The following is a 19218-nucleotide window of genomic DNA, read 5'->3' as shown; positions in this document are numbered from 1 at the left end:
CGGCCGAGATGCTTTCCTATTCTGGCTGCTGAACTCTCAAGAGCAAGGCGGAGAGAGGGCTCCCTGAACCGGCAGAGCTTTTGGCGGCTCTTTGGGATCCCGGCGACCCCGGCCAAGGAGAGGGGGCAGGGGCAACTTCCAGCTTGGCTTATCCAATTGATCCATGCCCTGCAGGCGGTAGCTGAGCTGGTACAGTTCCCGCCTAAGCCGGCGGTTTTCTGCCTGAATGGCGGCGATGCGCTCGCGGATGGGCTGCAGGCGGGCCTGCAACTTGCGCCGATAGAGTTGCGGCAGCTCTTGGAGGATCTGCTCCAACACTTGCTTTTCTTGGTAGAGTTGCTCAATCTCGGCCTCGTAGCTGCGAATCTGTCGGCGTTGCTTTTCTTGGCGCAACTCCAAAAGGTCAATCTGGCTCTGCAACAGGCGGTTACGCTCCTTCAGCGCCTGGATTTCCTGCTCCCGGGCTGCCAAAGCTTGCGCCCACCAGGACTCTGCCCTGCTATCCGGCTTGTTGCCGCCAGTCGTTGCTTGCATTGACTCTCCCTCAACCCACCATCCCCATCCGCTACTCTAGCCGGCCTGCTGGGGCAAGGCCAGGGGTTGCTGGGAAGCCAACGCTTGGTGCACCTGAGCTTCCAGCTCCGCCAGGGATCCAGAATTGTCCAGCACCACGTCAGCCCGACGGACTTTCTCCGCCAAAGGCCACTGGCTGGCCAGGCGAGCTTCGATTTCTGCCGGTGTCAGGAGGGGATCCCGCAAGGCCAGGCGCTGCCGCTGCTGCTCAGGGGTACAGATCACCACCCAGATCTCGCTGGCCCAGTTTTCCATGCCCGCTTCAAAGAGGAGAGGGATCATGAGGCAGAGGGCTGGAGGGACATTCCCTAGAGACCGTTGGCAACTGGGCTGAGCCTCAGCCGCCCCGTGGAACTCGAGAAACTCCCGCAGCCGCGCTTTGACAAACGGGTGGATCTGCGCCTCTAGCCAGGCCCGCTCGGCGGCATCGGCAAAGACAATCCGCCCCAACTTTCGGCGATCCAGCTCTCCCGAGTGATCCTGAATGGCCTGGCCGTAGCGCTGCAGGACCCGCTCGCGGATGGGGGATCCCAGCGCCAAGGCCTGGCGGGCTATTTGATCTGCATCGGCCACTGGGATCCCCTGCCGTTCCAAGATGCGGGCCACCGTGGATTTGCCGGTAGCAATGCCGCCTGTTAGGCCAATAATTCTCATGGAAGTTGAAGAACCCCCTTCAAGGCGAGGCTAGTTGGGCAGAGGGTGAGGAAAAGCAAGGTTTTGCCAGGAGGCTGTACTCAAAGCCTTCCACCAAGGCCCGGCAGGAGGCTTCGATGATGTTGGTGGAAACTCCTACCGTGGCCCAGCGGCGGTGGCCGTCGCTAAACTCCACCAGCACCCGCGTTTTGGCGGAAGTGCCCGCCTGGCCGTCCAGAATCCGCACCTTGTAGTCGGTGAGGTGAATGGCTTCCAGTTGCGGGTAAAACTCCAGCAAGGCCTTGCGCAGCGCCCCATCCAAGGCCGCCACCGGCCCATTGCCTTCGGCTGCTGTCACCCGCGTCTGCCCCTGCACGGCAATCTTCACCGCTGCTAGGGACTGCACCTCCGTTGCCTCGCCGCTGGGATCCCAGTCTCTGCTGCTCCAGTCCGAGCGAGTGGTGGCGCTGACATGGAAGCTAAGCACCTCAAAGGGGTGGGAGCGCTGCCCCAACAGGCCCCGCACCAACAGCTCAAAGCTGGCCTCGGCCGCCTCAAACTGGTAGCCCTGCAGCTCCAGAGTTTTCAGCCGCTCCAAAATCAAGCGCGCCCGGGGATCCGACTTGTCCAGCCGGATCCCAAAGCTAGCCACCTTGCTGAGGATATTGCTCAACCCCGCCTGATCCGAAACGACGATGCGCCGGCAGTTGCCCACCTGCTCCGGGGCAATGTGCTCGTAGGTAAGAGGGTTTTTCTGAACAGCGCTGACATGGATCCCACCCTTGTGGGCAAAGGCGGATCGGCCCACGAAAGGAGCATGGTCGTCCGGGGCCAGGTTGACCACCTCACTGATGGCGCGGGAGATCTCTGTTAGGTGTTGCAGCTTTCCCTCGGGCAGACAGCGGTAGCCTAGCTTGAGTTGTAAGTTGGGGATAACGCTGCACAGGTCGGCGTTGCCACAGCGCTCCCCATAGCCGTTGATGGTGCCCTGCACCATGCGCGCCCCCGCCTGGACTGCCGCTAGAGCATTGGCCACGGCCGTGCCGGAGTCGTTGTGGGTGTGGATCCCCAAAGGCAAATGCCCCAGGTGGTGAGATTCCGCCAAGACGGCTGCCGTGATGGCGGCAATCTCGTGGGGCAGGGATCCGCCGTTGGTATCGCAGAGAACCAGCCACTCCGCCCCGGCCTCTGCTGCTGCCACCAGGGTTTGCAGGGCGTAGTCGGGGTTGTGGCGGTAGGCGTCAAACCAGTGCTCGGCATCGTAGATCACCCGCCGCCCCTGGGAGCGCAGGTAGGTGATGGTGTCGCGGATCATGGCCAGGTTCTCGGCCAAGGTGGTGCCCAGCCCCTCCGTAACATGGAGATCCCAGGACTTGCCAAAGACCGTCACGTAACGGGTGCCCGCTGCCAAGATGGCCTGCAGCAGGGGATCCTCGGCTGCCCGCCGCCCCGGCTTGCGAGTGGAACAAAAGGCCACCAGCTCCGCCTGCTCCAGGGGCTCTTCCCGCATCTGCCAGAAAAATTGCACGTCTTTGGGATTGGCCCCCGGCCAACCGCCTTCGATGAAAGGGATGCCCAGGCGATCCAGCAGCTTGGCAATTTGCACCTTATCTTGCACCGACAGGGACAAGCCCTCCCGCTGCGCCCCGTCCCGCAGCGTCGTGTCGTAGAGGGTGACGGCAACCGGAGAATTGGCGTCAGTCTTCATACCGCATCAGCTTTTTGTAAAAGGCGGTGGTGAAATTCGGCGGCTGACCCCGCTGCACCGCCGCTACCACATCGATGAGGTAGTCCACAAACTCATAGTTGGCTAGGGAGACCTGATAGGTTAGCTCCGGGTCTTGATCGAAAATGACCTGCACCGCTGTTAGATCAGAGGGCAGAGGCGATACAGGCCAACTGGCCAAGAAAGAGACGGGCCTGTCTCCTTCGATGGGCCGCTGCCCTTCTAGGCTGCCCTTTTTGTAGAGACCCACCGCCAGCGGCAGGTACTGCCGGCGGGCGACGGCGTAATAGGGCTGATAGAGGGCCACCTCTGGGGGGCTGGCAGGTTCAAGCTGAAGAGTCATGGGCAGCAGATCCAGAGGAGAGGCAGGGGTCTCTCTGCCATCCAGCCTACCGCCTCAGTGGCCCACTGGCCTAGAGAGATTGCCCGCTTACTGCCTTGCCTTTGAGGCAGAAGCGTTGGAAAGTCAGAAAATTCTAGGAAACAATGGAAGAGGAATATCTGCCCCGCTCTAGCCCAGACCCTACGGACTCCCTAGCCTCATGGACGTACCTCTTGGCTCTGCCACCCCCTTGCTGGAGCTAGACCCCGTCCTACAGTACAAGTTTCAGCAGCTTGTCCAGATCTTCGCCGAAATGGGGCGGGTTGTGGTGGCCTACTCGGGAGGGATCGATAGCAGCCTGGTGGCCAAGCTGGCCTGGGATCACTTGGGGGAGGGGGCTCTGGCCGTTACCGCCGCTTCCCCGGCGCTTTTGCCCGAAGACCTGGAGGAGGCCATCTGGCAAGCCGAATACATCGGCATTCGCCACCAGGTCATTCAGACCCAGGAGCTGCAGGATCCCCGCTATGCTGCCAATCCCCCTAACCGCTGTTACTTCTGCAAAAGTTACTTGCACGACACGCTGCTCCAGCTGGCTAAAACTCAGGGATACGACCACGTGGTCGATGGCCTCAACGCCGACGATCTGGCTGACTACCGGCCAGGGGTGCAAGCAGCTCGGGAGCGTGGTGTGCGATCCCCTTTGGCGGAGGTGGGGATGAGCAAGCTGGAGGTGCGGCAGTTGTCTCGCCACTTGGGTCTGCCCTGGTGGGATAAGCCGGCCCAACCCTGCCTCAGTTCCCGCTTTCCCTACGGCGAGGTCATCACTGCCGAGAAGCTGCGGCGGGTGGGATTGGCTGAGCGCTATCTGCGCAGCTTGGGCTGGCGAGAGGTGCGAGTGCGCTCGGAAAAAGATACTGCCCGCATTGAACTGCCCCCCCACCAGATCCTGGAGTTCGTGCAAAAAACTGACCTGGCAGCGCTGGTTAAAACCCTGCAATCGTTTGGCTATCTCTACGTCAGCCTCGATCTGGAGGGCTACCGTAGCGGCAAGCTCAACCGCGCCCTCAACCCTCCCCAAGCTGGTAGCTTAGGCTGAAGCGTTGCACAGGTTTGGGGAGCATGAAAGGGTTTTGGTGGCTCTGGCTTTGCTTGGGGGTGTTTGGTCTGGCAACGGCTGCTCCTACCTCAGCCCAGGGGGAGAAAGGCCAGGTGGCGGCCGCCCAGGCGGGGGATACGACTGCCCTCGACGCCCTTGCGGATCGCACGTTACGGCTGCGCTCCGACCGTCAAACCTTCGACCAGCGGGCGCAGGTTTTCCTGGCTGAGGGCAATGTGGAGATGCGGCTGGGCCGCTCGGTGCTGCGGGCAGACCGCCTGCGCATTGAGCTGCAGCAGCGACGAGCCGTGGCCGAGGGCAACGTTTCCATTGAGTTGGATCAGCAGCGCATCCAGGGATCCCGGCTGGAGTACGACTTTGAACGGGAGCAGGGCTTTTTGGAAGAGGCTTTTGGGCAGGTGGATATTGGCCAGTTGCAGGCCAGCGGCTCTCCGCTGCCCCTCTCGCCTCAGCGGCTGGTACGCTTTCGCGCTACCCGCATTCGCTTCGATGCCAACAACTGGGAAGGAGAAGAGGTGCGGCTGACCAATGACCCCCTCGATCCGCCGGAGCTGGAGATCCGCAGCCCGCGAGTGACCTCTACCTTGCAGGCGGATGGTTCCAGCCTGTTGATTGCCGAAGCTGGCCAATTGGCTTTCGACCAAGTCTTTTTTCTGCCCCTGCCCCTGCGGCTGCGCTTTGACTCCTTGAACCGCCAGCCTCCGGTCAGCCTGTTCTACGACGATTTCGACCGGAAGGAACTGCGGCGGGGCCTAATCCTGCAGGCCAACATTGAGCTGCTGCAGGAGCCCCATCTCAGCTTGGTGTTTTCCCCGCAGCTCTATCCCCAACGCCTCTGGGGGAGCCTCCAAGGAATCCGCGATGGAGTCGGGCTGCGAGCGGAGTTGCGCTGGCGGCAGCCGCGTGCCCAAACCTTGCTGTTTGCCGAGCTCCGCGGGATCGTCTTTGAGGAATTTGCCCGGCGCTTGCGGGCGCAGGTCGAACACCGCGTTACCACCGGCAACGGCGGCCAAGTCACCTACACCTATGCCTATCGGGAGCGTTTTTTCAGCGGGCGCCTGGGCTTCCAGATTGTGGAGAATCGCTTTGGCGCCAGCTACAGCTCGCCCACCCTTCGCCTTGGCAACACCAGCTTGGATTTCAGCTACCGCATAGCCGCCGACTACCTCGACGCCCTGGGACAACTTGGCAATATCGACACCGATCCCGCTCTGGCCCTGGCCAGAACCACCGAGCGCATCCAGCTTGCTCGGCTGCAACTAGGAGCAACCCTAACTCGCTCTTTTCCCCTCTGGCGGCCCTCCAAGACAACCTCAGATCCGCCGCCCCGCTTTTCCGCTTTGCCCATTGAACAGGGGATCTGGCTCAACACCGGCGTCAGCAGCAGCCAGTCGTTTTACTCCAATGGCCGCGCCCAAAGCTACACTGCTGGCAGTATCGGCCTCGACGCTGTGCTCGGGGCTTTTGTGGCCGATACCTTCGACTACACCAGCCTGAGGGTAACCTACTCCAACGGTTTTTTGGCGGGAGCCTCGCCCTTTTTGTTTGACCGCATCACCACGCGGGAGCAGCTGGTCTTGGGCTTCCTGCAACAGCTGTATGGCCCGCTGCGGGTGGGGGCTGAAACCACCCTGGATTTACAGTCAGGCCAGCAGGTGGACCTTACCTATCGCCTGGGTTACGACCGCCGCACCTACGGCCTTAGCTTGCACTACAACCCGGTGCGCCAGTCAGGGGCTCTGGAGCTACGGGTAGAAGGCCTGAACTGGGATCCCAGCCCACCTCAGCCAAGCTCAGCGACCGGCTCGAGCCTCAATGGGCCCTGATTCCAAAGTGTAATCTCGACTACTAATACCTAAGGGTTTTCTATGGCAATTGCGCCGCTTCGAGAAGGGATCCCTGCCCAAATCCACCCCGCCTCCGAAGGGAGTTTTGGAATCAAACGGTAAGATAAAATACAGAAGTCTTCTAGGACTTATTTTTGTCAATCGGGATCGCCGTATCGCAGACTACTGCAGCGATCCCCAAACGGTGCTAGCCTGGATGACAGGCTGAGCAAGGCAGGCTAGTGAGCTAATTATGCAAACCCTCGATGCGATCCCGGCAAAAAAACAAGCAGAGCGAATAACCTGCAGCTACATCAATGCAACCAGCTCCATTCAAGTGGTTCGCATCACAAATATCGAAAACTGGTACTTTGAGCGGGTGGTATTTCCTGGGCAGCGGTTGCTGTTTGAGGCGCTACCAGGAGCCAAGCTGGAGATCCACACGGGCATGATGGCCAGCTCTACCTTGACAGATATCCTCCCCTGCGAAAAGCTGCGCGTACGAGAAACGGAGCCGGTGACAGTGGTTGCGTAGGTCTCCAAGCCGCAGAGCAGAACCTAGGGCTTTTGGCTTTGCCGCTTCTCCTCTTCTCCTGTGGGGGTAGGGGAAGGGCGAGGCCTGGGCGGCAACGAGATATCCAGGAAACGCGCGCTTAACCGCACCGGGCTGATCTCGCGCCGTTGTGGCGGCCACGAGAGTCCCAGCCAGCGAGCTGTGATCTCCGACAGGCTAGGGAGCGGCGTTGGCGTAGGGGTAGGCATTGGTGGTGGGGTGGGGTAAAGATCTAAGCGCGGCGGGCGGGGGGTGCTGACGCGAAAAGCGTTGGGAGGCGGCTGCGTCAGGGGTACATTCGGATCCCCGCACCCCAACAAGCCTAGCCCACCAGCCAGCAGGAGGAGAGCCAGCCGTGCCGTGTTTCCGTTTAGCAAGGGCTTGAGCATGAGCTAGCAAGATGCCAGAGCGCCGATCCGAGCTTGCAGACCTGCTTCCAGCGCCGAGAGGTGGCGGGCCATGGTTACGTAGCGGTTAGCCGTCAAGTTTTTGGCGACAAACTGCTCCACCAGTTGCTGATCCCGGGCAACCATTTGGTTGAGGTACTGAGCTACGGAGGTTTGCGGATTCTCGATTAAAGCTCTGCACACCTGCAGAGCCATCACCAGTTGGGCCCGCACCTGCAAAAAGAGCGACTGGATATACTTCTGTTCGGCCTCACTGAGTTGGCGAAAATCTTGCCAATAGTGGCCCCCCTCCAGCGATTGTTGCAGCTCTTGCACCCAGCGGTTGTATTCTTTAACCCTGCAGGCGAGATCGCTGGCGAACTCCATGATCTCGGCAGGGCTATTCAGGAGATGGGCCTCTTGCCAGCGCTGACGAATGCGACGCAGGTTTTGCCGCAACTTCAGGAGAGCCCAGAGCAACCCCAGGAAGACCACTCCCAGCAACAGGACGGCCACTGCATAGAGCAGCCAATAACCGGGATCTCGAACTCCCAGGAGGATCACCAAAGCAATCACCAGCAGGCAGAGGGCCAGCATGACCCAAAGCCGCAGTTGTTGCTGTTCAAGACGCAGGTACTCTGCCCTCAGGCCAAAAGCCTCACAGCAGGCCTCCAGATCCGCCTCCATGATCTGGCGAAACTCCTCTGCAGAGATTAGCTCGGCAGTGATCATTAGAAGACCCTCCTGACCGGGGTGACCAGCTCCTCAGGATTTGCCTTGCCAATTGCGCGCCGCTTCCGTACTCTCTGGCAGCGGCTCTAGCACCTCGCTGGCGGGAACCACCATCAACCCATAGCCCCCCTCGCGACAAAAATCGACGATCTCCTGCGTGTCGAAGCGCTCGGCTACGGGCTTGGGCAGCCCCTGCTGAGCCAGCCTCTGGGCATACTTTTTCGCCCCAAAGAGGCTCTCAAAGGCAATGACAATGTCCTGGCCCCCAATTTGGCGGGTGCAGATCCCTTCTTGACCGTTGGCTTGGTACAGCAGCACGATCACTTGGGGGGGCAGCTCTTCCGAGCTCACCCCAAACGGTTCCGTCTCTGCCTGGGATCCGTTGCCCAACAACACATCCCGCGCCTCGTTGAGCCGCGCCAGCCGAGCCTCCAGCAAGGGTCTTTGTCGCTCGTCGTCCAGCTCAAGAAGAGCGGCGCTGAGAGCTTGGTATTCCCGAAACCATTTCCTCCGGATTTCCTGTTCGCTGGCATCTGGCGGTAGATTGAGCACTTGGAAAGCCTCAGTAGTATCCATTGATCTGCTCCGCTAGAGTGTCCCCTCTCGTCGTCTAGACTAGCCGCTCTGGGGATCTCGGGAGGGTAACTTGGGCGTCGACAAAGCGCAGGGGGCAAATCTCGGCAGCCAAGGGTTTTTGCCGAAGAACAGCGGCTTTGAGGCCACGCCACGTTTTTCGGTGGCATCCCTGCTGAGCCCAAAGCATAGACCAGGCTAGCAGAAGCCATGGCACCGCCAGAGAGAGACTCCGCTATCTGCCGACCCCAAGGGATCCGGGAACTAGCTAGTATTGCAACACCTGGGGTGGCCGAGCAAAGTAGGGCTCAATAAGCCCACGCCACCGAATAAAGTTTTCCGATTGCCGGAAGGTAACCAGATGAGCCTCCAGGGATAGTAGATATTGCTGGGGGTGCTCCAGACAGCGCTACAGTTGGTGCTGCCAGTCGGTTTGTTGCAAATAGACAAAAGCTTGGCCGATGGCGGCTTCAAAAGCAGCTTCCAAGTCTGGAGTGACCTCAAGCTGAGCCACCTCCAGAACAGGAGCAGTGTTCATAGGCTACGTGTGCAGGCCACACTCGGTTTTGGCCATACCCTTCCACCGACCAGAGCGGGGATCCGCGCCTGGCTCCACTGGGGCTGTACAGGGCATACAGCCAATGCTGGGGTAGTTGCGGTCGTGGAGAGGGTTGTAGGGGATCCCGTGCTCGAGGATGTACTTCCACACCTGGCCGCTTGTCCAGTCGGCGAGGGGGTTGAGCTTGAGGCGGTTGCGCTTGCTATCCCACTGCACCTTGCCAATGTTGGCGCGGGTAGGAGCCTGTTCCCGACGCATTCCGGTAATCCAGGTGGTGCAGTTGGCCAGAGCGCGGTGCAGGGGCTCCACCTTGCGGAGGTGGCAGCAAAGGTCGGGGTTGGTGCGGTACAGTTCTGGCCCGTATTGCGCCGCCTGCTCTTCCGGTGTCAGCAGAGGCTTAAAGACCTCCAGTTGCAAATGGGGATAGCGAGCCAGCACCTGTTGTTGCAGTTGTAGGGTTTCGGGGAAGTGAAAATCGGTATCCAGGAAAAAGGCGCGCACCTGCGGGCGAATAGCAGTGAGCAAATCAATCAACACCAGGTCTTCTGGGCCAAAGCTGCAGGCAAGTACCAGCCCATCCCCGAACTCAGATACAGCCCAGGCCAGCAAGTCGCTTGCGGAAAGGGGCTCAAAGCGTTCGCTCAGGGCAGCTACCTGGGGCTGATACCGCTTTTGCACCTCCTGGGCTGCCTGTTCCCAGTGGGTAGAGGAAGAAAGGGTTGCACTCATAGGGAGAGACGCCGAGTCCAGCTGCTTTGCCTTCTTAATCTACACTAATTCGGTCGAGCTTTAGGACTTTTATCGAGCTGCAACAGGTAGCAGGGTAGATCGAGCTCCTCTGGCGCGCAGGGGGATCTCTCCCCAGCGATCCCGACGTCTCCCCATCAGGAAACCATGCCAGAGCGGTCTGGGTCCTGGCTCCGGTAGGTGAACCCAGTGGTAGCGCAGGATCCCTCGCCGGGGGTTCAAATCCACCTCGAACAGCCGCAGTGCCGAGACTGGCCCCACCAGGGGAGGGGCTGTCAGGTAGGGGATCCCATCTCGTACATGGACTTTCGGCACATGTAGATGCCCACTCAACACCGCCACCACCCGTCCATGGTCAGCCAAGAGAGCATGGAGGGCGGCAGCTGCCTGCTTCTGGAGCTGGTAGTTGCGGAACACAACTGCATCCATTTGGGTGGGGGAGATGAAAGGCGGCTGGTGGATTAACAAGATTAGCCATTCTTCTGAAACTGCTTGCAGATGTTCGCCCAGCCAATGCAGTTGCGAGGGGCGCAGCACCCCCTGGGGCAGGGGAAAAGGTCCCAGGCTGGCGTCAAGGGCAATGAGGCGAATCCCGGGCAGAGGAGAAAGGCTGTAATCGACATAGCCCGTGGGAGCCGGAAAGAGGGGAAATTGGCTTTGGCACCAGCGGATAAATTGTTCTCGGTCGAAGCGCCCCTTTCTTTGCAGGGTGTCGACATCGTGGTTGCCAAGACTGAGGTAGTAGGGCATCCGCAGCTGGGCAAGAATCTCCCGGAATAGCTCAAAGCTTTCTGGATCCGCCTGATCCACCAAGTCGCCGGTAAACACGACAAAGTCCAGATCCGGCACCTGGTTGAGATGGGCAACGGCTGCTTCCAACTGGCGGCGAGGGGAATCGGACATCCACCACCAGCGGCATGCCGTCTCCGGCATCAGATGAATGTCTGAGACCTGCGCAAAACGAATCCGTTCCGTGGCCATTGCCTAGGTACTTATTCACACCTCACGCCCGCATCATAAGTTAGTAACCTGCCCAGGAGCTATTGACTTTCCTTAACCTCCTTCAGCAGGAGAGGGAAGGTGGCAATGGGCAGGTTGCCGCCACTTGGACAGCCAGGCGTGAGTTTGATTCTCGTTTCAGCCTCGTTGTCCAACAACCGCTAGGGTATAGAGACGCGGATCTTCGAAAAGAAGGAGAAAAACCCATGTCTAGCACCCTTGTTCGCTGCGCCTGTGAGCACTGCAACTGCAGCTTCGAGAGCAGCCAAGGCTATCGCTACGAAGGCCAGCTCTACTGCAGCCAAGCTTGTGCTACTCACGACCATGACCACCCCTCCCCTTGCTGCATAGCCGCCCACTGCTGTCAATAGCCACTCGACAGGGATCCGAACCTAGACCCTTTTTGATACGCTCCTAAGGAGCTCTATCCCTAGCCAGCTTGCATGGAGTACCGCTGGGATCTGCTGCCCACTCCGCCTCAGTTTGACCCAGAGCTGAGCCGGGAATACGGCAAGTACGCGGCCAAGGTGCTAGCCTTGCGCGGGCTGCACAGCCGGGAACAGGTGCGGGCTTTCGTGGATCCCAGCTCCTATTCCCCCACCCCGCCGGAATCCCTGCCGGATCTGGAGCGGGCAGTGCGGCGGCTACTGGAGGCCAGGGAAAAAGGAGAAGCCCTCTGCATTTGGGGGGACTTTGACTGCGATGGCGTCACCAGCACCAGTCTTTTGCTCTCGGCGTTACAACCCTTGGGCTTCCAAGTCCAGTTCACCCTACCGCTGCGCAGCCGCGAGGGACATGGGCTCAATGCCCAGCGGCTCCAGCAGGTGCTGGCTCAGGGTTGCCAAGTACTTCTAACGGTGGACTGCGGCATCGGCAATGCTGCCGAGATTGCCCTGGCCCAAGCCCGAGGGGTGGACGTGATCGTGATGGATCACCACGCCCTGCCAGATCCCTTGCCCCCTGCCTATGCGGTAGTCAACCCTTTGCGCCTGCCCGAGGAACACCCCCTGCGCTTTCTTCCGGGAGTGGGGGTGGCCTACAAGCTGGCGGAGGCCCTCTATCAAGCGCTGGGAATTCCTGGCGTCGAGGAATACCTGGATCTAGTGGCGGTGGGGATCGTGGCCGATGTTGCCGTGTTACAGCGGGAGTGTCGCTACCTGGTACAGCGGGGGTTGCCCGTGCTGGCCAAGACGCAGCGTCCAGGGCTGCGGGCTCTTTTGGATTGGGTGAGCAACGGCTCATCCCCAGGAGCGCTAACAGCTCAGGACATTGCCTTTCGCCTTGCTCCCAGGCTGAACGCCATTGGCCGCTTGGAAGACGCTAGGCTAGCAGTGGAGCTGCTGACCACCTCGGATCCGCAGCGGGCTCAGACGCTGGTGAAGCATTTTGTCGCCCTCAGCGAAGAGTGTCGGCAGCTCACCCAACAGGTGCTACAGGAAGCCAGGCAGCAGGTGGAAAGCCTCGATCTGGCACGAGAGCGAGCCATCGTCTTGGCCAGCAGTGGCTGGAACCCAGGGGTTTTGGGAGTTGCGGCGGCCCGCTTGGCGGAGGAATACCGTTGCCCAACGGTGTTGATTGCCACAGACGAGAGCACAGGGCTGGGCTATGGATCAGGCCGCTCGATTCCAGGGGTAAACCTGCTAGAGGCCCTTGAGGCGGTGCGTCCTCTCCTGCGACGAGGAGGGGGACACCCCATGGCCGCGGGGATCCAACTCGATCTGGCTTGCCTGGCCGCTGTGCAGCTGACATTGCGGAGAGAGCTAGCGGCGCGGGTTAGCCCGGATCAGCAAGCTCGCGCCCTGGCGGTGGAGATTCTCCTCGACTGGACTCTGCTGGCCTCTCAGGGCCGGGATGGGGTGGCGGAGCTAGACGAGGTGTATCGGCAGTTGCAGCTTCTGCAGCCCTTTGGGCACGGCAACCCCAACCCCATCGTAGCCCTGATGAACTTCCGCCCCACTAAATCCACTCTAAGAGCCTCTGGGGATGGCCGCCATCTCAGGTTTGAGCTCAAAGGTAGGGCGGGATCCCGTACCCTCTGGTTTTGGGGAGCTGGCGAAGAGCTGGAACAGTGGCAAAACTGCCCAGCTGTGGACATTGCCCTGCGGTTGGAAGCCGACAGCAAAGAGCCCTGGCGAGGTACAGTGCTGGCGGTGCGTCCCTCTGGCAACTGGCAGGCCCCTGCTGTTTCCGCCCCTCGCCTCCAAATCCAAGACTACCGGCAACGCCCCCTGCCGGATTCTTTGGAGAAAGCCCTCTACTACACTGGGCAACCTCTTCCTCTTAGGCAGCCGTTGCCCCCCTCAGCTAAAACAACTCTTGTACTGGCCTGCTGGCCCTGGTTGCCGGCAGATTTGGCCCAACTACTGCAGCAGGTGCAGCCGCAAACCCTGATCCTGGCTGCTTCTGCCCACTCCTGGGATCGCCTCCCTCAGCAACTTGCCCAACTGCGGGAACTAGGGCAGGCAAAACCCTGGGATCCTGCTACTCTGGCAGCAGCTACTGGCCTGCCCCAGCAGTGGCTAGAAGCCCTGGAGGGACCGGAACAGATCTCCACTGGGCTGCTCAGCCGGATCCGCGAATCCCAGGCCTTCCACCGCTGGCTAGACGAGGCTAGCCCAGCCCAGATTGCCCAACTGTGTCAACGGCTGCTGCAACCGGATCCCGTGCCGCTGGCTTTTTCCCCCGCCTGAGCTAAGGTACCCTTTGAGAACACCTCAGCAGGGCATGCGCTGCCCTACCCTTGTTCCCTGTCCCTGGGGTGCTCGCCGAGGAGGATTAGGCAATTTTGTCGTTGTTCAAGACGCAGCAGTTGACCTGATCCAGGCACACCTTTCCCCACTGCAGCGCCCATCGCACCAAAGCAACCCGGTTTGACGTTCGCGTCTTGCTCAAAATGTTGCTGATGTGGTTATCGACCGTGCGCTTGCTGATTTCCAAGCGCTTTGCAATGTCCTGATTGGTCATGCCAGCCGCAACCAACTCCAGGACCTGCAGTTCCCGTTCCGACAGCAGATCCGCGCAATGGTAGTCTGCGCCCATGCCCAACGCCTGAGGTACGAACTGTAAGGATTACCTAGAGTCATTCTAGGGGATCGCCTCCCCAATGGATAATCCGTGAGTTGAGCTTTTTGGACCCTGTCGACGAAAGGGAAAGGGGCCAGCCGTCTTTTGCTTTACAAGCTTTACAAGGCATCGGGGTGCTGGCGGGGCAATTCCACCAGAACCCACAGCCCACCGGTTTGCGGATGATTGCGCAAGCGGATCGTACCCCCATGGAGTTCCACAATCTGACGCACAATGGCCAAGCCAAGGCCAGTGCCGCCTTTGCTGCGGGCCCGCGCCGCGTCGGTGCGGTAGAAGGGTTGAAAGACCAGCTCAAATTGATCCTCCGGCAGGCCGGGGCCGTGGTCGTACACCTCCAGCCGCACTTGGGATCCCTCCCCGGAGAGGCTCACGTGGATAGGAGAACCAGGCCCGCCATATTTGACGGCATTATCCAAGAGGTTGAGGATGAGGCGATAGAGGCGTTGCTCATCTCCCCAGAGATAGAGGGGGGAGGAGCTGCTTAGGTGCAGTTCCTGGTGGCGGGGCTTGGCTAGCGGTTCTAGACTCTGCCAGGCTTCTCGCACCAAGGCGGCTAGATCTACCCAGCGCCATTGGGAGCGGGATCCGGCCCCCAAGTTGAGAGCGCTCAGTTCCAGCAAGTCTTGCACCAGCTGGCTGAGGCGCAGCGTCTCATTTAGCAGTCGTTCCACCCAAACCGCTTGCGCGGCATCGACTCGGCTTTGCAGAGTTTCCGCCAGGAGACGAATCGAGGTGAGGGGAGTCTTCAGCTCGTGGGCCACGTCCGAGGCCCAGCGATCCCGTTGTTGCGCCAGCAGCGTGGCCTCTAGGCGGTCTTCCAAAAAGATGGCCACATGGGCCTGGGGCAGGGGCAGCCCCCAAGCCCGCAGCGGAACCGGTTTGTCCTCGCCACCGGGAGGGTAGAAGACCCATTCGCGGCTCTGGACGGAAGCGCCAGCTTCCTGGCAGCGGGTGGCTTCGATGAGCTGATCCAACTCGTAGGAGCGCACCCACTCCAGCAAAAGCTTGATGCCCGGCTGCCAGTGGCTAATGCGCAGCAGGCGCTGGGCGGCAGGATTGCACTCTAGCACCACGTTGTTCTCGTCCACCCGCAAATATCCCCAGGGCAGACGCTGGCTGAGATACTGCCAGTCCAGGAGATACTGTCTTTGGCTAGCCTGCTCCAGTTCTTGTTGGCGAAGGTGGCGGCTAAGCCGGCTGAGCATCTGTTCAGGCGGCTGCAGCGGCAGGGCCAGGTGCATCAGGGATCCCAACTCTTGCAGTTGGCGGCTGAAGCGGCGTCGACTCTGCCAGCACAAGATCAGCATGCCGACAAGGCCAATGCTTAACCCAATGAGGATCCCGCCTTCCACTCCCATGAGCCCACCCCCTTTGCCGCCATTGTCGCCCAGGGATGGGGGAGTGAACGGATACGGAGTCCTGCCTCCCTAGCGGCGGTGCACCATCGTCGTGGTGGCCTGGTCGGTGGGCACGAGCAAGACTTCGCTTAGGTTGACGTGGGGGGGACGAGTAACGGCAAATAGCACCACCTCGGCCACATCCATCGCTGTCAAGGGGGTGAGGCCCCGATAGACCGCCGCCGCCCGCTCGCAGTCGCCGCGGAAGCGCACCTGGCTAAACTCGGTTTCCACCAAGCCGGGCTGGATCTCGGTAACGCGAATGGGGGTGCCGAGCAGATCCAGCTTCAGCCCCTCGGAGATGGCCCGCACGGCCGCTTTGGAGGCACAGTAGACGGCGCCGCCAGGGTAGGTCTGCCGACCAGCAATCGAGCCAATGTTGACCACGTGGCCCCGGCCCCGCTCCACCATCCCGGGCAAGACGGCGCGGGTAACATACAGCAAGCCCTTAATGTTGGTATCGATCATCTCCTCCCAATCTTGCACAGCGCCGCTGTAGAGCTTGTCCAAGCCGCGGCTAAGGCCGGCGTTGTTGATCAAAATGTCGATCTCGGCCCAGGCCGGCGGCAAAGACTGCAGCCCCTGCTGCACGGCTGCCCTATCCCGCACATCCAAAGTCAGCAGGTAGGAGGAAGTGCCGTAGGCCTGCTGCAATTCTGTGGCCAGCGCCTGCAGCCGCTCCTGACGGCGGGCTACTAGGATTAGCTTGGCTCCAGAACGGGCAAAAAGCTTGGCACAGGCTGCGCCGATTCCGCTGCTGGCGCCGGTGATGAGCACAATCGCGTTTTCCAGCATAGTCGGCTTGCCCAAAGAGGGGTGCTGGGATCCCTGCCCAACGCCTTGGTTTAACCCCTTCCCTTCTCCGATTGGCTGCCTATCCTCTACTCAGCCCCCCCTTGGGTGATGCGCAGGATCCCATACCCAAGCGCCACGCCCGCCAACGTCAAAACCAGAGAAATTCCCGCAATGGTCAAGATCTCGCTAGCCATGGATTTGCTTTGGATGAAGTGCAGTGTCCTTGTCTTAGGATATCGGATTTTGCTCTTGAACCTTACCAGCAGCGAGGTAGTCTCTCTCGAGCGCAAGAGAGCTACCAAGGTTGCGCTTTGTAAAGTTCACGGTTACCTCAGACTTGCTAAGAGCGGGTTCCCTGCCTCTATAATGAGAAGCAATTTACAAGTCTTTACTGGCCTGGGCTAAGTAAGGCCAAGGACGGTGAAACTTGTCCGCTGGCTCTGAGGTGGCTTGCCACGAGCCCTGTGGCTTCTCGAGAAGTTCCAGGGTTTGAGTTTTTATACCTAGGCCGCGGTCTTGCCTTTAGGAGGCAAAGTTTGTAGCTTCACTAGCGTTCTCATCTTTAACTAAGGAGAAGATCGTCCTATGACCATAGCAGTGGGACGCGTACGCCAGGAGCGAGGATGGTTTGACGTCGTCGACGACTGGCTCAAGCGCGACAGATTTGTCTTCATCGGTTGGTCAGGGCTGCTCATGTTCCCCTGCGCCTACCTGGCCCTGGGCGGCTGGCTGACCGGCACTACCTTCGTAACTTCCTGGTACACCCACGGCCTGGCCAGCTCCTACCTGGAGGGGTGCAACTTTTTGACGGTGGCCGTTTCCACCCCAGCCGATAGCATGGGGCACAGCTTGCTCCTGCTCTGGGGTCCAGAAGCCCAGGGGAACTTCACCCGCTGGTGTCAAATTGGCGGCCTGTGGACCTTTGTGGCCTTCCACGGCGCCCTGGGCTTGGTTGGCTTCATGCTGCGGCAGTTTGAAATTGCCCGTTTGGTGGGGGTGCGGCCCTACAACGCCATTGCCTTCAGCGCGCCAATTGCCGTGTTTGTGAGCGTGTTTTTGATTTACCCCCTGGGACAGAGCAGTTGGTTTTTCGCTCCCAGCTTTGGGGTAGCCGCCATCTTCCGCTTCTTGCTGTTTTTCCAAGGGTTCCACAACTGGACGCTGAACCCCTTCCACATGATGGGAGTAGCTGGCGTTCTGGGTGGAGCGCTGCTGTGTGCTATCCACGGGGCAACGGTGGAGAATACCCTCTACAAGGATGGGGAGGCAGCAAGCACGTTCCGGGCTTTTGAGCCGACGCAGGCGGAAGAGACCTACTCCATGGTGACGGCAAACCGCTACTGGAGCCAGATTTTTGGGATCGCGTTCTCCAACAAGCGGTGGCTGCACTTCTTCATGTTGTTTGTGCCGGTAACCGGATTGTGGATGTCGAGCATTGGGGTAGTGGGGTTGGCGCTGAACCTGCGGGCGTATGAGTTTATCAGTCAGGAGACGCGGGCGGCGGAAGACCCCGAGTTTGAGACGTTCTACACGAAGAACATCCTGCTCAACGAGGGGATCCGGGCCTGGATGGCGCCTCAGGACCAGCCGCATGAGCACTTTGAGTTCCCTGAGGAAGTCCTCCCCCGCGGCAACGCCCTCTAATCTACCCAGTTAGCTGTAATTGAGCGCCTGCCCAAGGGATCCCCTCCTGCGGATCCCAGCGGCTAGGGATCCCAACGGCAGGTGCTTCCACTTAGCCAATCAATCAATTGTCCTGACGATTGGAGGTTGGTCTCTGTGACCTCAACAACAATTGGTTCTGTAGTGGTGCAAGATCGCACCCAGGGCGGGTTTGCCTGGTGGGCTGGGAATGCCCGCTTGATCAATCTCTCCGGTCGGCTTTTGGGTGCCCATGTAGCCCATGCTGGCCTGATGGTCTTCTGGGCGGGAGCGATGCTGCTCTTCGAGGTGGCTCACTTCACGCCCGATCGGCCCATGTACGAACAGGGCCTAATCCTGATGCCCCATGTGGCTACCTTGGGCTGGGGAGTTGGCCCTGGCGGCGAGGTGGTGGACACCTACCCCTACTTTGTGATTGGTGTGCTGCACCTCATTTCCAGTGCCGTGCTGGGGTTTGGGGGTGTTTATCACGCCATTCGCGGCCCGGAAACCCTGGAGCAGTCTTTCCCCTTCTTTGGCTACGACTGGAAAGACAAGAACAAGATGACCACCATCCTGGGAATTCACCTCATCCTCCTGGGGCTGGGGGCTTTCCTGTTGGTGGCCAAGGCTATGTGGTTTGGCGGTGTCTATGACACCTGGGCTCCCGGCGGTGGAGATGTGCGGGTCATTACCAACCCCACCCTCAACCCGGCAGTAATCTTCGGCTATCTGTTTAAGTCTCCTTTTGGAGGCGAGGGCTGGATTATTAGCGTCGACAACATGGAGGATGTGATTGGAGGCCACATCTACATCGGCATCATTTGCATTGCCGGTGGGATCTGGCACATCCTCACCAAGCCCTTTGGCTGGGCTCGCCGCGCCCTTATCTGGTCGGGAGAGGCCTATCTCTCCTACAGCTTGGCGGCGGTTTCGCTCATGAGCTTCATTGCCACCTGCTACATCTGGTTTAACAATACTGTCTACCCCAGTGAGTTCTACGGACCCACGGGACCGGAAGCCTCTCAGGCGCAAGCCCTCACCTTTATCGTGCGCGACCAGCGCTTGGGGGCAAACATCGGCCAAGCCCAAGGGCCCACAGGTCTGGGTAAGTACCTAATGCGCTCTCCCACGGGCGAGATCATCTTTGGGGGCGAGACAATGCGCTTCTGGGATGTGCGGGCGCCCTGGAAAGAGCCGCTGCTGGGGCCCAACGGCTTGGATCTGGACAAGCTGAAAAACGACATTCAGCCCTGGCAAGCTCGCCGGGCGGTGGAGTACATGACCCACGCCCCGTTGGGATCCCTGAACTCGGTGGGAGGTGTGGCTACTGAGATCAACACCGTGAACTTCACCAGCCCGCGCACTTGGCTGGCGGCCCATAACTTCATTCTGGGCTTCCTGTTCTTCGTCGGCCACCTGTGGCACGCCGGTCGCGCCCGTGCTGCTGCTGCCGGCTTTGAGAAAGGAATTAGCCGCGAGGACGAGCCTGTCTATCGGATGAAGCCAATCCGATAAAAAGTGCAGGTCTTTCTAACTAGCACCTTTGGCCCCC

General features: G+C 60.1%; 21 protein-coding genes. 7 read left to right on the top strand and 14 right to left on the bottom strand.

The window, feature by feature from the left end; genetic code table 11:
• Positions 1-36 precede the first annotated feature (36 nt).
• Genes NW807_RS07535 through ebsA form a run of 4 tightly spaced genes read right to left on the bottom strand, consistent with a single transcriptional unit; the run spans position 37 to position 3275 of the window.
• On the bottom strand, positions 37-534 hold the full coding sequence (locus tag NW807_RS07535) for a hypothetical protein (protein ID WP_414425711.1): 498 nt from the start codon (positions 532-534) through the stop codon (positions 37-39).
• A gap of 36 nt (positions 535-570) precedes the next feature.
• Complete coding sequence (coaE, locus tag NW807_RS07530; RefSeq protein ID WP_414425710.1) at positions 571-1227, bottom strand: dephospho-CoA kinase; 657 nt, start codon at positions 1225-1227, stop codon at positions 571-573.
• A gap of 19 nt (positions 1228-1246) precedes the next feature.
• Entirely contained in the window at positions 1247-2914 is a 1668-nt protein-coding gene (gene cimA, locus NW807_RS07525; RefSeq protein ID WP_414425709.1) for a citramalate synthase, read from the bottom strand.
• Positions 2904-3275 (bottom strand): type IV pilus biogenesis protein EbsA, encoded by a 372-nt coding sequence (gene ebsA, locus NW807_RS07520; RefSeq protein WP_414425708.1) that lies wholly within the window; start codon positions 3273-3275, stop codon positions 2904-2906. The genes cimA and ebsA overlap by 11 nt, the downstream gene beginning before the upstream one ends.
• A 199-nt stretch (positions 3276-3474) precedes the next feature.
• Here ebsA and larE point away from each other — a divergent pair, with 199 nt between their 5' ends.
• The 3 genes from larE to NW807_RS07505 all read left to right on the top strand — a co-directional run bounded on the left by larE (position 3475) and on the right by NW807_RS07505 (position 6732).
• On the top strand, positions 3475-4350 hold the full coding sequence (gene larE / locus NW807_RS07515; RefSeq protein WP_414425707.1) for an ATP-dependent sacrificial sulfur transferase LarE: 876 nt from the start codon (positions 3475-3477) through the stop codon (positions 4348-4350).
• Positions 4351-4373: 23 nt separating this feature from the next.
• Positions 4374-6197, top strand: coding sequence for a DUF3769 domain-containing protein (locus NW807_RS07510; RefSeq protein WP_414405594.1), 1824 nt, complete (start codon positions 4374-4376; stop codon positions 6195-6197).
• 253 nt (positions 6198-6450) lie between these two features.
• A complete protein-coding gene (locus NW807_RS07505) occupies positions 6451-6732 on the top strand; it encodes a DUF1830 domain-containing protein (RefSeq protein ID WP_414421048.1) in 282 nt (93 codons plus the stop codon).
• 23 nt (positions 6733-6755) lie between these two features.
• On the opposite strand, the gene NW807_RS07500 is transcribed toward NW807_RS07505, so the two are convergent.
• From NW807_RS07500 to NW807_RS07475, 6 genes are all read right to left on the bottom strand, one after another.
• Complete coding sequence (locus tag NW807_RS07500; RefSeq protein ID WP_414412391.1) at positions 6756-7139, bottom strand: hypothetical protein; 384 nt, start codon at positions 7137-7139, stop codon at positions 6756-6758.
• 3 nt (positions 7140-7142) lie between these two features.
• Complete coding sequence (locus tag NW807_RS07495; protein WP_414405596.1) at positions 7143-7868, bottom strand: hypothetical protein; 726 nt, start codon at positions 7866-7868, stop codon at positions 7143-7145.
• A gap of 33 nt (positions 7869-7901) precedes the next feature.
• Entirely contained in the window at positions 7902-8444 is a 543-nt protein-coding gene (locus NW807_RS07490) for a DUF3110 domain-containing protein (RefSeq protein WP_414405597.1), read from the bottom strand.
• Between the two features lie 406 nt (positions 8445-8850).
• Positions 8851-8979: a hypothetical protein gene (locus tag NW807_RS07485; RefSeq protein WP_414410741.1), complete on the bottom strand. Its 129-nt coding sequence runs from the start codon at positions 8977-8979 to the stop codon at positions 8851-8853.
• Between the two features lie 3 nt (positions 8980-8982).
• Positions 8983-9729 carry a phosphoadenylyl-sulfate reductase gene (locus NW807_RS07480; protein ID WP_414405598.1) on the bottom strand — a complete coding sequence of 249 codons (747 nt, stop codon included), beginning with the start codon at positions 9727-9729 and terminating at the stop codon, positions 8983-8985.
• A 69-nt stretch (positions 9730-9798) separates the two neighbouring features.
• Positions 9799-10728: a metallophosphoesterase family protein gene (locus NW807_RS07475; RefSeq protein WP_414394781.1), complete on the bottom strand. Its 930-nt coding sequence runs from the start codon at positions 10726-10728 to the stop codon at positions 9799-9801.
• 224 nt (positions 10729-10952) lie between these two features.
• Between NW807_RS07475 and NW807_RS07470 the strand changes: the two genes are divergently transcribed.
• Both NW807_RS07470 and recJ read left to right on the top strand, forming a co-directional pair.
• Positions 10953-11117, top strand: coding sequence for a conjugal transfer protein TrbI (locus NW807_RS07470; protein WP_414394779.1), 165 nt, complete (start codon positions 10953-10955; stop codon positions 11115-11117).
• A 72-nt stretch (positions 11118-11189) separates the two neighbouring features.
• Positions 11190-13436, top strand: a complete 2247-nt coding sequence (gene recJ, locus NW807_RS07465; protein ID WP_414425706.1) for a single-stranded-DNA-specific exonuclease RecJ — start codon at positions 11190-11192, stop codon at positions 13434-13436.
• Between the two features lie 85 nt (positions 13437-13521).
• Here recJ and NW807_RS07460 read toward each other — a convergent pair whose 3' ends face one another.
• The 4 genes from NW807_RS07460 to NW807_RS07445 form a co-directional block, all read right to left on the bottom strand.
• Positions 13522-13785 carry a helix-turn-helix domain-containing protein gene (locus NW807_RS07460; protein WP_414394776.1) on the bottom strand — a complete coding sequence of 88 codons (264 nt, stop codon included), beginning with the start codon at positions 13783-13785 and terminating at the stop codon, positions 13522-13524.
• 143 nt (positions 13786-13928) lie between these two features.
• A complete protein-coding gene (locus NW807_RS07455) occupies positions 13929-15188 on the bottom strand; it encodes a sensor histidine kinase (protein WP_414425705.1) in 1260 nt (419 codons plus the stop codon).
• A gap of 69 nt (positions 15189-15257) precedes the next feature.
• A complete protein-coding gene (locus NW807_RS07450; protein ID WP_414425704.1) occupies positions 15258-16022 on the bottom strand; it encodes an SDR family oxidoreductase in 765 nt (254 codons plus the stop codon).
• An 86-nt stretch (positions 16023-16108) separates the two neighbouring features.
• Positions 16109-16216: a PetM family cytochrome b6-f complex subunit 7 gene (locus tag NW807_RS07445; protein WP_414394772.1), complete on the bottom strand. Its 108-nt coding sequence runs from the start codon at positions 16214-16216 to the stop codon at positions 16109-16111.
• Positions 16217-16607: 391 nt separating this feature from the next.
• On the opposite strand from NW807_RS07445, the gene psbD reads away from it, so the two are divergent.
• Positions 16608-17666 carry a photosystem II D2 protein (photosystem q(a) protein) gene (gene psbD, locus NW807_RS07440; RefSeq protein WP_414394770.1) on the top strand — a complete coding sequence of 353 codons (1059 nt, stop codon included), beginning with the start codon at positions 16608-16610 and terminating at the stop codon, positions 17664-17666.
• 135 nt (positions 17667-17801) lie between these two features.
• Positions 17802-19181: a photosystem II reaction center protein CP43 gene (gene psbC, locus NW807_RS07435; RefSeq protein WP_414394769.1), complete on the top strand. Its 1380-nt coding sequence runs from the start codon at positions 17802-17804 to the stop codon at positions 19179-19181.
• Positions 19182-19218 lie beyond the last annotated feature (37 nt).

This window comes from Synechococcus sp. R70.1, from assembly GCF_047461675.1.
GTDB lineage: Bacteria > Cyanobacteriota > Cyanobacteriia > Thermostichales > Thermostichaceae > Thermostichus.
The sequence above is the reverse complement of the archived record's forward strand: the minus strand, read 5'-3'. Positions and strand labels throughout refer to the sequence as shown.

Coding starts and splice junctions, on each gene's coding strand:
- NW807_RS07510 (WP_414405594.1), top strand. CDS start 4,374: ATGAAAGGGTTTTGGTGGCTCTGGCTTTGCTTGGGGGTGTTTGGTCTG.
- psbD (WP_414394770.1), top strand. CDS start 16,608: ATGACCATAGCAGTGGGACGCGTACGCCAGGAGCGAGGATGGTTTGAC.
- NW807_RS07460 (WP_414394776.1), bottom strand. CDS start 13,785: ATGGGCGCAGACTACCATTGCGCGGATCTGCTGTCGGAACGGGAACTG.
- coaE (WP_414425710.1), bottom strand. CDS start 1,227: ATGAGAATTATTGGCCTAACAGGCGGCATTGCTACCGGCAAATCCACG.
- larE (WP_414425707.1), top strand. CDS start 3,475: ATGGACGTACCTCTTGGCTCTGCCACCCCCTTGCTGGAGCTAGACCCC.
- recJ (WP_414425706.1), top strand. CDS start 11,190: ATGGAGTACCGCTGGGATCTGCTGCCCACTCCGCCTCAGTTTGACCCA.
- NW807_RS07445 (WP_414394772.1), bottom strand. CDS start 16,216: ATGGCTAGCGAGATCTTGACCATTGCGGGAATTTCTCTGGTTTTGACG.
- cimA (WP_414425709.1), bottom strand. CDS start 2,914: ATGAAGACTGACGCCAATTCTCCGGTTGCCGTCACCCTCTACGACACG.
- NW807_RS07535 (WP_414425711.1), bottom strand. CDS start 534: ATGCAAGCAACGACTGGCGGCAACAAGCCGGATAGCAGGGCAGAGTCC.
- NW807_RS07475 (WP_414394781.1), bottom strand. CDS start 10,728: ATGGCCACGGAACGGATTCGTTTTGCGCAGGTCTCAGACATTCATCTG.
- NW807_RS07505 (WP_414421048.1), top strand. CDS start 6,451: ATGCAAACCCTCGATGCGATCCCGGCAAAAAAACAAGCAGAGCGAATA.
- NW807_RS07485 (WP_414410741.1), bottom strand. CDS start 8,979: ATGAACACTGCTCCTGTTCTGGAGGTGGCTCAGCTTGAGGTCACTCCA.
- NW807_RS07500 (WP_414412391.1), bottom strand. CDS start 7,139: ATGCTCAAGCCCTTGCTAAACGGAAACACGGCACGGCTGGCTCTCCTC.
- NW807_RS07455 (WP_414425705.1), bottom strand. CDS start 15,188: ATGGGAGTGGAAGGCGGGATCCTCATTGGGTTAAGCATTGGCCTTGTC.
- NW807_RS07490 (WP_414405597.1), bottom strand. CDS start 8,444: ATGGATACTACTGAGGCTTTCCAAGTGCTCAATCTACCGCCAGATGCC.
- NW807_RS07480 (WP_414405598.1), bottom strand. CDS start 9,729: ATGAGTGCAACCCTTTCTTCCTCTACCCACTGGGAACAGGCAGCCCAG.
- NW807_RS07470 (WP_414394779.1), top strand. CDS start 10,953: ATGTCTAGCACCCTTGTTCGCTGCGCCTGTGAGCACTGCAACTGCAGC.
- ebsA (WP_414425708.1), bottom strand. CDS start 3,275: ATGACTCTTCAGCTTGAACCTGCCAGCCCCCCAGAGGTGGCCCTCTAT.
- NW807_RS07450 (WP_414425704.1), bottom strand. CDS start 16,022: ATGCTGGAAAACGCGATTGTGCTCATCACCGGCGCCAGCAGCGGAATC.
- NW807_RS07495 (WP_414405596.1), bottom strand. CDS start 7,868: ATGATCACTGCCGAGCTAATCTCTGCAGAGGAGTTTCGCCAGATCATG.